The 12,605-nt window shown below is 69.5% G+C and carries 11 protein-coding genes and 2 pseudogenes; 5 read left to right on the top strand and 8 right to left on the bottom strand.

Annotation, left to right across the window (positions count from 1 at the left end; translation table 11 throughout):
- Positions 1–75: 75 nt before the first annotated feature.
- The 6 genes and pseudogenes from ACWDEW_RS48645 to ACWDEW_RS48620 all read right to left on the bottom strand — a co-directional run.
- On the bottom strand, positions 76–513 hold the full coding sequence (locus tag ACWDEW_RS48645) for an RbsD/FucU family protein (protein ID WP_450522781.1): 438 nt from the start codon (positions 511–513) through the stop codon (positions 76–78).
- A 279-nt stretch (positions 514–792) separates the two neighbouring features.
- Positions 793–2,118, bottom strand: a complete 1,326-nt coding sequence (locus ACWDEW_RS48640; RefSeq protein WP_450522779.1) for an L-fuconate dehydratase — start codon at positions 2,116–2,118, stop codon at positions 793–795.
- Positions 2,119–2,210: 92 nt separating this feature from the next.
- Complete coding sequence (locus ACWDEW_RS48635) at positions 2,211–3,251, bottom strand: ABC transporter permease (protein WP_450522777.1); 1,041 nt, start codon at positions 3,249–3,251, stop codon at positions 2,211–2,213.
- The gene (locus tag ACWDEW_RS48630; RefSeq protein ID WP_450522775.1) at positions 3,244–4,809 is read right to left on the bottom strand and encodes a sugar ABC transporter ATP-binding protein; all 1,566 of its coding nucleotides are present in this window, start codon (positions 4,807–4,809) and stop codon (positions 3,244–3,246) included. The genes ACWDEW_RS48635 and ACWDEW_RS48630 overlap by 8 nt, the downstream gene beginning before the upstream one ends.
- A 47-nt stretch (positions 4,810–4,856) precedes the next feature.
- Positions 4,857–5,921 carry a sugar ABC transporter substrate-binding protein gene (locus tag ACWDEW_RS48625; RefSeq protein WP_450522773.1) on the bottom strand — a complete coding sequence of 355 codons (1,065 nt, stop codon included), beginning with the start codon at positions 5,919–5,921 and terminating at the stop codon, positions 4,857–4,859.
- Between the two features lie 268 nt (positions 5,922–6,189).
- Positions 6,190–6,981, bottom strand: a pseudogene (locus ACWDEW_RS48620) (LuxR C-terminal-related transcriptional regulator); the annotation flags it as partial.
- A 104-nt stretch (positions 6,982–7,085) separates the two neighbouring features.
- Between ACWDEW_RS48620 and ACWDEW_RS48615 the strand changes: the two are divergent.
- From ACWDEW_RS48615 to ACWDEW_RS48600, 4 genes are all read left to right on the top strand, one after another.
- A complete protein-coding gene (locus tag ACWDEW_RS48615; RefSeq protein WP_450522771.1) occupies positions 7,086–7,373 on the top strand; it encodes an acyltransferase domain-containing protein in 288 nt (95 codons plus the stop codon).
- The gene (locus tag ACWDEW_RS48610) at positions 7,366–7,671 is read left to right on the top strand and encodes a hypothetical protein (RefSeq protein WP_450522769.1); all 306 of its coding nucleotides are present in this window, start codon (positions 7,366–7,368) and stop codon (positions 7,669–7,671) included. The genes ACWDEW_RS48615 and ACWDEW_RS48610 overlap by 8 nt, the downstream gene beginning before the upstream one ends.
- Positions 7,672–7,690: 19 nt before the next feature.
- Entirely contained in the window at positions 7,691–8,176 is a 486-nt protein-coding gene (locus tag ACWDEW_RS48605) for a serine hydrolase (RefSeq protein ID WP_450522783.1), read from the top strand.
- A gap of 605 nt (positions 8,177–8,781) precedes the next feature.
- Complete coding sequence (locus ACWDEW_RS48600; RefSeq protein ID WP_450522767.1) at positions 8,782–9,639, top strand: endo alpha-1,4 polygalactosaminidase; 858 nt, start codon at positions 8,782–8,784, stop codon at positions 9,637–9,639.
- Positions 9,640–9,712: 73 nt separating this feature from the next.
- Here ACWDEW_RS48600 and ACWDEW_RS48595 read toward each other — a convergent pair whose 3' ends face one another.
- The gene (locus ACWDEW_RS48595; RefSeq protein ID WP_450522765.1) at positions 9,713–10,957 is read right to left on the bottom strand and encodes a glycoside hydrolase family 16 protein; all 1,245 of its coding nucleotides are present in this window, start codon (positions 10,955–10,957) and stop codon (positions 9,713–9,715) included.
- A gap of 606 nt (positions 10,958–11,563) precedes the next feature.
- Between ACWDEW_RS48595 and ACWDEW_RS48590 the strand changes: the two are divergent.
- Positions 11,564–11,704, top strand: a pseudogene (locus tag ACWDEW_RS48590) (hypothetical protein); the annotation flags it as partial.
- 10 nt (positions 11,705–11,714) lie between these two features.
- Here the strand turns inward: ACWDEW_RS48590 and ACWDEW_RS48585 are convergent.
- Entirely contained in the window at positions 11,715–12,392 is a 678-nt protein-coding gene (locus ACWDEW_RS48585) for a CatB-related O-acetyltransferase (RefSeq protein ID WP_450522763.1), read from the bottom strand.
- Between the last annotated feature and the right edge of the window lie 213 nt (positions 12,393–12,605).

Genomic DNA, 12,605 nt, shown 5'->3' with positions numbered 1-12,605 from the left:
CGCCGGGGCCGGGTGCGGCGGCGGTGGCCGGTGCGGTGTCGAGGGTGCGGGCGGAGGTGTAGCGGACGGCGAGGGTCATCGTGGAGTCAGGGTCCCTTCCGCGCGGACGCCGATGGTCAGCAGCAGGTTGGCGTAGGTACGGGTGTCGCCGGTGACGACGGCGAGGGCCAGGTCGGGGGAGCGGGCGGCGTCGTAGAACCCGAAACGGTCGAGTGTTCCGACGGGTACCGGCGCCAGTCGGGAGCGGTACTCGGCGATGGCCGTCGGCTCCGGCTCGCCCTCGGGCGGCACCATCACCTGCGCCGACTCCACGGGCAGGGCGCGCAGCAGCACGTCCAGGACGGTGGTGACGTCGAGGGTGCCGGGTGCCAGGTTGAGGTGGACGGTTCTGGCGCGTTCGCCGGTGGCGGTGCTGGCGGGGTAGTGGCCGTCGGCGAGCAACACGCGGGCGCCGTGGCCGGCTCCGGCCAGTGCTTCGAGGATGCCGGGGTGCAGCAGTTCGGTCAGCAGCACGCTGTCCTCTCCTTACGTGTTGTTCGCGTGGTCGGACAGGCGGTAGAAGGCGGTGGCCGTCTGGCAGAGCACCGCGTCGTAGCCGAGGCCCAGGTGCTGTCCGGCACAGGACCCGCTCGACGGACGGCGGTTGCAGCCCCTCCGGGTGCGACTCGCTGACGCACTGCACGACCACCGTGCTCGTCAGCCGGCGTCGCGCCGGGGGCCGGTCGGCGGCCCGTCGCCGGTCCTCGATGCGGGGTCCACACGTGGTGGTGGGCGCCGGCCAGGGGCGGCGGTTCAGACACGGGCGGACCAGACCGGGCCGTCGGGGTAGCTGTACTCCTTGAGGGAGGCGGGGTGCATCTGTGCGCTCAGTCCGGGCCGCGTCGGCGCGAGGTAGTGGCCGCCGACGATGCGGACCGGGTCGACGAAGTGCTCGTGCAGGTGGTCGACGTACTCGATGACCCGGTCCTCGGTGGTGCCGGAGACGGCGACGTAGTCGAACATCGACAGATGCTGGACCATCTCGCACAGGCCGACGCCGCCGGCGTGCGGGCAGACGGGGACGCCGAACTTGGCGGCGAGCAGCAGGATGGCGATGTTCTCGTTGACGCCGCCGACGCGGGCGGAGTCGATCTGCACGATGTCCACCGCGCCGGCCTGTAGCAACTGTTTGAACACGACGCGGTTGGCGATGTGCTCTCCGGTGGCGACCTTGATGGGGGTCAGCGCCCTGCGGATGGTGGCGTGGCCGAGGATGTCGTCGGGGGAGGTGGGCTCCTCGATCCAGTACGGGTCGTAGGGGGCCAGGGCCCGCATCCAGTCGATGGCGGGCTGGATATCCCATCGCTGGTTGGCGTCGACGGCGATGCGGATGTCCGGGCCGACGGTCTCGCGGGCGGTGCGCAGGCGCCGGATGTCGTCCTGCAGATCGGCGCCGACCTTCAGCTTGATCTGGGTGAAGCCGTCCGCGACGGCCTCGCGGGCGAGGCGGGCCAGCTTCTCGTCGGAGTAGCCGAGCCAGCCGGGGGTGGTGGTGTAGGCGGGGTAGCCCTGGTCGAGGAGGCGGGCGACGCGCTCCGCGCGGCCGGGCTCGGCCCGGCGCAGGATCTCCAGCGCCTCCTCGGGCGTGAGGGCGTCGGACAGCCAGCGGAAGTCCACCTGAGCGACCAGCTCCTCCGGCGACATCTCACCCAGCAGACGCCACACGGGCTTGCCCGCGCGCTTGGCGGCCAGGTCCCAGGCGGCGTTGACAACCGCGCCGGTCGCCATGTGGATGGCGCCCTTCTCCGGCCCCAGCCAGCGCAGTTGGGGGTCGTGGACCAGGGAGCGGGCGAAGGCGCCGAGGTCGGAGCAGACCTGTTCCACGGGCAGGCCGACCACGTGCGGAGCGAGGGTGGCGATGGCGGCGGCCTGGGCGTCGTTGCCGCGCCCGGTGGTGAAGGCCAGGGCGTGCCCCTCCAGCCCGTCGCCCGCGTCGGTGCGCAGGACCACGTAGGCGGCGGAGTAGTCGGGCTCGGGGTTCATGGCGTCCGAGCCGTCGAGGTGTTCGGAGGTCGGGAACCGCACGTCCAGGACGTCCAGGGAGATGATGCGGGCTGAGGGGGGCACGGGGGAGGACATGGCGGCAACTCCTGTGACGGGCAGGGGAGACGGTTCCCCCTGCGACGAGACGTGAACGCGATGGAGGCGGGGCTGCTGGTGGGCCGCCCGGGTCACTCCTGGACCTTGCCGCCGGTGATGCGGGAGATGGCGAGGGCGACCAGGATGATCAGGCCGTTGAGGGCGCCGATCCACTGGGCGGGGACACCGGCCAGCGTCAGCACGTTCTGGATCATGAACAGCAGCAGGATGCCGCAGAACGCGCCGAACATGGTGCCCCTGCCGCCGTTGAGGCTGATGCCCCCGATGACGGCTGCGGCGAAGACGGTGAAGATGTAGCCGTTGCCCTGCGCGGAGGCGACCGAGGCCAGACGTCCGGAGAGCATCAGCCCGGCGAGGGCGGCCAGCACGCTGCCGGTGACGATGACGATCCACAGCACCCGGTCGGTACGGATGCCGGCCGCCTTCGCCGCGTCGACGTTGCCGCCGATGGCGTACAGGGAGCGGCCGAAACTGGTCCAGCCGAGCACCACGATCGCGACGGCGAACAGGGCCAGGCAGATCCAGATCGAGGCGGGCATGCCGAACCATTCGGCGGTGCCGGCGTAGAGCATCGACTGCGGCAGCTGGAAGAAGGTCTGACCGCCGGAGATGCCGGTGAGGATGCCGCGCAGCACGATCAGCATGCCGAGCGTGACGATGAAGCCGTTGAGGCCGAAGCGGATGATCAGCAGTGAGTTGATCACGCCGACGAGCGCGCCGACGGCGAGGGTAAGGGGGACCGCCCAGGCGCCCGGGAGCAGACCGAGTCCGTGTCCGGCTCCGGCCGGGACGACCAGCCAGGCCGCGACTCCCGGGGCCAGGCCCATCGTGGACTCCAGGGAGAGGTCCATCTTCTTGACGATCAGGATCATCGTCTGGGCGAGGACCAGCAGAGCCATCTCGGACATGGTCTGCAGGACGTTGATGAGGTTGTCGGTCTGGAGGAAGACCGGGTTGACGATCTGGCCCACGATCGCGATCGCGACGATCGCCGGAACGAGCGCCAGATCGCGCAGCCGGGCCAGCGGGATCCGGCCGCCGAGCAGCGCGGTCCGCTTCCGCTTGGGCTCCACGGCCTGGGCGGCGCCCTCGGCGAGGACGGTTTCAGGCATCGAGGTCCACTCCTTCCATGGCGGCCACGAGGTCGTGGTCGTGCCAGCCGCGGGGTATCTCGGTCGTGACCCGGCCCTGGAACATCACCAGGATCCGGTCGCACATGCGCAGATCGTCGAGTTCGTCGGAGGCGATGAGCACGCCGGTGCCGGACTCGGCGGTCTCCTCGACCTTGCCGAGGAGGAACTCCTTGGAGCGCACGTCCACGCCGGCGGTCGGGTTGATCAGGACCAGCAGCCGGGGATCGTCGGCCAGGGCGCGCGCCATGACGACCTTCTGCTGGTTGCCGCCGGACAGGGCGGAGACGGGCAGCTCCGGTCCGGGGGTCTTGATGGCCAGGTTCTCGATCAGGCCCTCGGCCAGCCGGTCGCGCCGTCCGCGGCTGAGGAAGCCGTTCCTGCCGAGCCGCCTGGGCACGGACAGGGTCGCGTTGTCGGCGATCGACATGTCGGGCACGAAACCCTGGTGGTGCCGGTCCTGCGGGACGAACCCGGCGCCGGCCGCGAGCGCGGCGGGCACGCTGCCCGGCCGGGGCCGGCGCCCGGAGATCTCCAGCTCCCCGGTCGCCGCGGCCCGCAGTCCTACGACGGTCTCGGCGACCTCCGTCCGTCCGCTGGCGGCGGCACCCGCGAGGCCCACGATCTCACCGGCGCCCACCCGGAAGGTGACGTCGGTGTAGGTGTCGTCGCTGCCCAGGGCGTGTACGGACAGCGCGGGTGCGGCGCTCTCCTCCAGGCTGGCGGCGCGCTCCTGGCGCCGGTCTGCCGCGGCCTCTCCGGTCATGGCGGCGACCAGCTCGGTGCGAGGCAGTTCGGCGACCGGCGCGGTCACGATGTGCGCCGCGTCGCGGAACACCGTCACCATGTCGCAGATCTCGTAGACCTCCTGAAGGTGGTGGCTGATGAACAGGAAGGTCACGCCCTGGCGTTGCAGGTCGCGGATGCGGTCGAAGAGCCGGTTGATGGCCGCCGCGTCGAGCTGTGCGGTGGGCTCGTCGAGGATGATGAACCGGGCCCCGAAGGACAGCGCCCGGGCGATCTCGACGAACTGCCGCTGCTCCACGCTGAGTTCGCCGGCCGGGGACTGCGGATCGACGTCCACCGACCAGGCCGCCAGCAGCTCCTGGGCCCGGCGGCGTACGCCGGTCCAGCTGATGAGCCGGTGGGGGCCGTGGTGGTGCCGGTTCAGGAAGAGGTTCTCGGCGACGGTCAGCGTGCGGATGATCGTCGACTTCTGGTAGACGCAGGCGACGCGCCGGCGCCAGGCGTCGCGGTCACTGAGCCGTGGCGCGGGGTCGCCGCCGAAGGTGACCGTCCCCTCGTCGGGGGCGTGCAGGCCCGTCAGGACGGACACGAGGGTCGACTTGCCGGCTCCGTTGCGGCCGACGAGTGCGTGGGTCTCACCGGGCCGGATGGTGATCCGGGCGTCGTTCAGGGCCACCGTAGGGCCGAATCGTTTGACTATGCCCGTCGCCTCGACGACGGGCGGGGCTGCGGGGGCCCGCCCGTCGTCCGCCGGGGCGGGCGCGGGGGTGACAGTACGCTCCCCGTCGCTCATCTCAACCGCCTTGTTCTGGATAGCCGTTGGGTCCCTGACCGGGCAGGTCAGCCGAGGTGGTTGCCCCACAGCGACGTGTCGTCGCTCTTGACGCTGGGAACGCCGCCGTAGGTGCCGCCGTCGGCGGTGACCAGGGGAGCGGAGAGCTGGTCCTCCAGCACACCGTCGCGGACCTGGATGATCGTGCTGTCGTGGTCCGTCTTGCCGGGCTTGAACGTCTTCCCGTCGATCGCGGCCTTGAGGTAGTACAGGGCGTACTTGGCGTACAGGTCGGCGGGCTGGGAGACAGTGGCGTCGATCTTGCCCGCGGCGATGTCCTTGAGCTCCTCGGGGATGCCGTCGTTGGACACGATGAAGACGTGCTTCTTGTCCTTCGGATCCACCAGCAGGCCCTTCTGCTTGAGCACCTGCAGCGTGCCGGACAGGCCGAAACTGGACTCCATGTAGACGCCCTTGATGTCCGGGTTGGCGGTGAGGTCGGTCTGCAGTTTCTGCGCGGCGACCGCGCCGTCCCAGTTCGTGGCCTCGCCGAACACCTTGATGCCGGGGTAGTTCTTCTTCATGCAGTCGTTGAACGCCTCGGTGCGGTCACGGCCGTTGATCGAGTCGAGGCCGCCTTCGAGCATGACGACCTTGCCCTTGCCGCCGAGCTTCGTGCCGAGGAACTGGCAGGCCTTCTCGCCGTAGGCGCGGTTGTCGGCCCGCACCACCATGAACACCTTGCCGGTGTCGGGGCGGGTGTCGACGGTGACGACGGGGATCTTCTTCGCCTCCAGCTGGGCCAGGGTCGGCGCGATGGCGGCGGTGTCCTGCGGCGCCATCGCGATGCCCTTGACGCCCTGGCTGATGAACGTCTGCGCGTTGGCGGTGAGCTTGGCGACGTCGTTCTGAGAGTTCGTGGTCTTCAGGGAGAGGCCGAGCTGCTTCCCGAAGTCCGGCGTGTACTTGATGTAGGAGTTCCAGAAGTCGGTGTCCGACCGTGGGTAGTCGACGCCGACGAGCGGTTTGTCGCTCGACGAGGCGGAGGTGCCGGAGCCGCTGCTGCACGCGCTGAGCAGCGTCAGCGCGCAGACGACGGACGCGGTGGAGCCGAGTGCGGTTCTCATTCTCATGGGTACTTCCTCGCGCTTGTCCCGGAGCGGGGTTGTTACACCGATGCGACAGTTGGATGTCGCCGACAGAGAGATGGGATGTTTATAGGGTGGGCGTGAGGGGATTGTCTAGAGGTCGGGAGGAGGCGCTGGGGAATTCCACCAGGAGATGCGACCAGAGGCACGCGTCATGGGATGTCAACAACAGATCCATCCCATCAATGCTGTGAACCCGTGAGGGGATGTCTCTTGCGCCCGGGACTCGGCCGATGAGAGTGCGCGGCGGGATTCAGAGCCAGCCGCGGCGAGCGGCCTGCCAGGCGAGCTGCATCCGCGTATCGGCGCCGGCGAGCGTCATCATGTGCTGGATGTGGCGCTGCACGGTACGCCTGCTCAGACCCATCTGACTCGCGATGGCCTTGTCGGCGCCACCCGCCACGAGCAGCGAGAGCAGCCGGCGGTCGGTCTCGGTCAGCGGGTCGGCGTCGACGACCCCGTCGCTGCCCTCCACCCCGCCGGCCGCACTGACCTTCAGCGGGACCGCGGTCTCCCAGTAGCGCTCGAAGAGCGAGATGAGCGCCTCCAGCAGGCTGCTGCCTCGCACCAACGCGGCCGTCGCCACCCGGGGACTGCCCTGGGGCCCACCGGGGACCAGCGGACAGATGGCGATGGCACGGTCGGCCACGGCCAGGCGCAGCGGCAGGTGAGGCACCGACCGGGCCACCTCGCCGGCGCGCACACCTTCCACGACGTTGTCCACGGCGCCCTCGTCGTCGAAGAAGGCCTGCTCGTACAGGACGCGGTAGCGCACCCCGCGGGCGAGGGCGTCGTACTCGGCGCGGTTGCTGCCCGAGGGCATCGCCACGTACTGCGCCTTGCAGAACCAGAGCATCTCGTGGCGCGCGTTGTCCTGCATCTGCCGCAGGTGCTGGCGCAGCGCCTCCGCTCCGGTGATGACCTCGATGAGCTGGCCGGGGTCGTGCCTGCGGCGCGTACTGCGGTAGCTGTCGAGGAGGTCGGTGACGGCGGGACGGTCCGACCCGGCGGTCGTCACCGCCCGCACGCTGCCCGGCCGCAAGGCCGTCTTCGTCTTCCCCGGCCTCGGCTCCCAGTGGCCGGGAATGGCCGCCCAACTCCTGGAGGAGTCACGAACTCGCCCCGTACCTGGAACGCCGCTCGGGCAAGGTGACGGTCGCCGCCGTCAACGGCCCGCGCGTGCTGGTCGTCGCCGGACCCGGCGACGAGGTCGGGGCCCTGGTCGACGAACTCGCCGCCGAGGGCGTCATGGCCTGGCGCATCCCCGTGGACTACGCCTCGCACTCCGACGACGTGAGCACCGTACGAGACCGGTTGCGCGAGGACCTGTCCTCGCTCGTTCCCAGGGCCCCGGCCGTGCCCCTGGTGTCCACGGTGGACGCCGACTGGATCGGCGCCGGTGACCTCACGCACGACTACTGGAGGCGAGATGGCTGAACAGCTCGACGGCGTCCACGTCGTGCAGAACTGGGTGGACCTCTACGACAACAGTGCCGAGTGGGTCACTCACTCCGGCATCCAGCGTGGGCCTGAGGACACCGGCGCCTGGCGGGAGCAGTGGGGCAAGCCGGTCGTCCTCGACGAGATGGGCTACGAAGGCGACATCGACTGGGGTTGGGGCAACCTCACGGCTCAGGAGATGGTTCGCCGTTGCTGGGACGGCGTGGTGCGCGGCGGATACGTCACCCACGGGGAGTGCTATCTGTCCGACGACGACGTCCTGTGGTGGGCCTAGGGTTGGCTAGGGCGGCGCCATTTGGCTCCACCCTTTCGACGCGGCTTGGTCATCGCAACAACCCCGAAGGTCAGGTGTTGCAACGACCTCTAGAACCCAAGCCGCCCTAGCCCCGCCCGCCTTCGCCTCGGGCGCGGGAGGCCTGGTGTCCACCGTCGCGGACTGGCACGCCTTCGGCCGCATGCTGCTGGCCGGCGGCGGCACGGTCCTCTCCCCGGCGTCCGTAGGCCTCATGACGACGGATCACCTCACCGCGGACCAGCGCGCCGAGGGGCACCTCTTCCTCCAGGGCCAGGGGTGGGGCTACGGCGGCTCGGTCGACGTCACCTCCGCGGAGCTGTGGAACAGCCCCGGCCGCTACGGCTGGGTGGGCGGCACCGGCACCGCCCTACACATCGACCCGTCGACCGACACGGTCAGCGTCCTCTTCACCCCCTGCGGCCTGTCCGGTCCCGCCTTCCCCGCGTGGATGCGTGACTTCTGGACCTATGCCGCGACCGACTGAGTGTCCCCTCAGCGGGTCCTCGGCCCGTTCTGAAGAGGTGTACGCGGCCTACGGCTCCGGACGGGAGGCGGGTGTGGCGGCGCCGATGCCCGCCCTCCGGGTGCGCCACGGCATCGCATGGGCAGCTGCGGCCAATTGGCCCGCGTTCTCGGCAAGTTCCGGGACAACGGCCAGCGGCACACCGAAACCGCGATCACCGCGACCCTGGCCCGCGCAGGTGACGACGGCCGGGCTGGTCCAGGCCTGGCCGTCGCACGGGACGTCGTACGCAACCACGGCGGCGACCTCACCGCGAGGCTCCGTCGGGCAGTACGGCCTTCCTGCTCGCCCTGTCGCGCGCACCGCGCGGACGCCGACGACGCGTACGCCCGACGGCACCCCCTTGCCGACCCTGGACACCCGCCGACCAGGTCCGGGGCCGGCGCAATCGGTCGCGGCCGCCTTGGTATCGTCACGGCACCGGACCACCCGACACTCCCGCGGTCCGCACAACCACGGCATTCCCAGCCGGTAACACAGGCCTTCGAGCCGTCGGCCCGGCCCCAGTCGCCAGGATCCAGCGTGTCCGAGGCGGGGCATGCTCTCGCATCCAGAGGCAGACCGTCATGCGCAAGTCCCGGGCCGGCTCCCGCCGTGTCACCATGCCCCTCTCCGTCATCCTCGCCGCGACGGCCCTCGTTGCCGTCAGTTGCTCCGGCTCCGCCACCGATGCCGACAGCTCGCCGAAGACCGCGACGGCGAAGGTGTCCACACCGCCCGTCCACGCAGGCGTCGACTACCAACTCGGTGGCGCGTACACCCCGCCGAAGGGCGTCTCCGTCGTCTCCCGCGACCACACGGCCTCACCCGCCCCGGGCGTCTACAACGTCTGCTACGTCAACGCGTTCCAGGCCCAGCCGGACGCGGAGGGGGACTGGGATGCCGACCTCCTGCTGCGGGACCGCTCCGGAAAGGTCGTCATGGACAAGGACTGGGGCGAGGCGATGCTCGACATCGGCACCCCGGCCAAGCGCGCGCGGATCGCGGAGAAGGTGGACGGCTGGATCGACGCGTGCGCCGACAAGGGATTCGACGCCGTCGAGCCGGACAACTACGACAGCTACACCCGCGCCCCGCACGGTTTGCTCAACGCGGCCGACGCCGAGGCGTTCCAGACCCTGCTCGCCCGCCATGCGCACGCCCGGCACCTCGCCATCGCCCAGAAGAACACCCTCGAACTCGCCAAGGACCGCAAGCGGGTCGGCCTCGACTTCGCAGTGGTGGAGGAGTGCGGACAGTACGACGAATGCGGCTCCTACGCCGACGCGTTCGGCGACCACGTCATCGTCGTCGAGTACACCGAGAAGGGCATGAAGAAGGCCTGCGCGGGCTGGGGCGACCGGATCAGCATCGTACGGCGGGACCTCGACGTCACCCCGGCCGGCCACGACGGCTACGTCCGCGAGACCTGCGACCGCTACTGACGGCTTTCGTTCGGGCACGGCCGTTGCGCGGCCGTTGTACCTGGGCCGGTCCCACGGGACCGGCCCAGGATGCTCACTGGGTGTAGGTGTAGTGCGGACTGTCGTACTGGGGGCCGTTCTTCTCGTAGGTGAACCAGTAGGTCAGGGTGGATCCGGCGGTGAGCGTGACGTTCTGCGTCCAGGTGCCGCCGCTGTTGGTCATACGGAAGTTCTGCTGGCCGGCGTTGTTGATGAGGTAGTGCACATCGACGTACGCCGCGGGTGTGGTCGCAACGAACGTGATCTGCGCCTGACTGCTGCTCAGGCGCGTCACGCCGGCGGTGTAGTCCGGTGTCGTCGTGCTCCCGCCGGTGCTCCCGCCGGTCGTACTGCCACCCGTGGTGCCGCCGGTCGTCGTACCGCCGGTGGTACTGCCACTGGCGCCCTGCTGGTAGACCGCGAACCAGTCGACGCTCATGGCGGCACCTGATGTGATGCTGCCCGCCTGGGCGGCCGAGCTGCAGCCGCAGACCTTGTCGGGGTACGAACCGGCGATCGCCAGGTCGAAGATGGCCATGAACCCGTGGTCGACGGCGGCCTGCCAGGTGGCGACCGAGACCTGGTTCTCGTTGACGGTGAAGGTCAGATTGCCGTCGAGGTAGAAGCGGAGCTGCTCCGCGGCGGTGTTCGTGCGGTCGATGATCGCGGAGTACGTGTGGTAGCCGGTCTGACAGCCCGCGCACGGCTGAAGATCACTGGTGATGCCGTCGGGGTCGTGGCATTCGCCCGCCCACACCCCGCAGTGGAAGGTGGTGGAGTGTTTGCTCAGCGCGTTGACGTCCTCCATGATGTCGAACTCGCCGATGCTCGGCCAGTTCGTCGCGCCGACCGGGCGGGCCGCGCCGCCCATCGCCCAGAACGCGGGCCAATAGCCCAGTCCACTGGCCGGGTTGGGCTGGAGGATGGACGCGCTCATCTGGAGCTGTCCGCCAGGAGGGGCGGCGAAGTCGGTGCGCTGCGTCTCGATGCGTCCCGAGGTCCAGTGGCCGGAGCCGTCCCGGAGCGCCCGGATGACCAGGTGTCCCTGCCCGTCCTGGTACACGTTGCTCGTGGAGTCGGTGGCCGACTCGATCTCGCCCGTTCCCCAGTTGGCGGCACCTCCGGGGTATCCGGTGCCCAGGTCGTAGAGCCAGTCGGCCCGGTTCAGCGCGCTGCCGGACGACCCGTTGAAGTCGTCGGAGAAGACAGTGGTCCAGCCTGCAGGAGCGCCGGGTACAGCCGCCGAGGCGCTGCCACCGGTGCCGATCAGGCCTACGAGTGTGCCGATGAGCAGCAGCATAGTGCTGCCCAGAACGAGGGGGACGGTTCTCTGGCTGCCTGCGGGCGCACCGGCAGGTGGTGGGGAGTTCGTCATCGTGTGGGTCCTCCCTGGCAAGCTGGCGGGTGGGGAGTGGTGCAGGGGGCCTGGCTCCTGGCGAAGACCGGAGAGCAGGTCAGGTATGAGAGCGCTCTCAGGATGATCGTGAGTCTGCGGTCCCTGGTTGTCCTCCTGATTCCGAACGATCCGTCATGTCGATTGCCGTAGGCCTGAGTTGGGTGCGGGCCAGGCAGGGATCGCCGTTCAATGCAGGAGTGTCCGGCGCGACCCTTCATGCGTCAACGGCTTCAACGCGATGGGTTGCAAAGCAGGCCTGTTGGCCATGCCGTATGGAGCCCGGTAAAGGTCCGAACCAAGCGCCGCCGAGTTGTGGAGCGCTCTCCAGTGGCCGGATCCGCGCACTCTCACCGTGTTGAGCTGGGGTTTTGTGAGTACGGCGTCGGGAAGCCGCGCCTGTCGTCGAGCGGACGTCTCCTGGCGCCGCTCGCGGACCTCGAGAAGTGCCTTCAGGAGTCGAAGGCCAGCGTTGTGAGGGGGCTGCCCGCGAGGCGTTCGCTCCGGCGCTGCGGGCGGCACGGCCGGGTGATGGAGAACCTCTCCGAACACACCTGCCAGGGCTGGCTGGAGGGCTACCTCCTCACCGGCAGGCACGAACTGTTCCCCTGCTGCGAGGCGTTCATCCACATCGTCGACTCGATGATCAACCAACCCCGGGCTGTCACCTGCCCGGCGCGGCGGCTTCGAGGTCCTCGACAGTGCCGGACATGATGGCGCGCAGGTGTCGCGTGAGGTGCTCGGTCGGCCAGTCCCACCAGGCCAGAGCGAGCAGCCGTGTGACATCGGCCTGGCTGTAACGGGCACGGACGAATGTGGCCGGGTTGCCACCGACGATGCCGTAGTCGGGGACATCGTCGACGACAACGGCGCCGGACGCGACGATGGCCCCGTGGCCGATGCGGACTCCGGGCATCACCACGGCGCCGTAGCCGATCCAGACGTCGTTGCCGACCACCGTGTCTCCGCGGCCGGGGAGACCGGTGATGAGGTCGAAGTGCTCGGCCCAGCTGCCGCCCATGATGGGGAACGGGAAAGTCGACGGGCCGTCCATGCGGTGGTTGGCCCCGTTCATGATGAACCGCACCCCAGTACCAAGCGCGCAGAACTTCCCGATGATCAGCTTCTCCGGACCGTAGTGGTACAGCACGTTCCGCGTCTCGAAACCCGTCGCCTCGTCTGGATCGTCGTAGTAGGAGTACTCGCCGATCTCGATCAGGGGCGACGTCACCAGCGGCTTCAGGAGGACCACGCGAGGTTGTTCCGGCATCGGGTGAAGCGTTGACGGGTCCGGCGGGACGGAACTCACGGCAGCACCACTCCGAATCGCGTGCGAAGGCATGGACAACGCATCCATGATCGCAGCCTCCGCAGGCCCCACCCGAGCACTGATGGTCTCGGACATCGGACTCATTCGTCCAGGTGTTGAGGGTCAGGACGTTGGTGACGGCGCATAGTGGTGGGCAAGATCGGTGGCGAGGTCGCGGAGGTGGGCCCTGGCTTCGGTGGGGCCGTGCACCGTGATGGCGCTCCCGAACGGCAGTAGTTCTCGCAC

It is taken from the genome of Streptomyces sp. NPDC001100 (assembly GCF_053598575.1).
The sequence above is the reverse complement of the archived record's forward strand: the minus strand, read 5'-3'. Positions and strand labels throughout refer to the sequence as shown.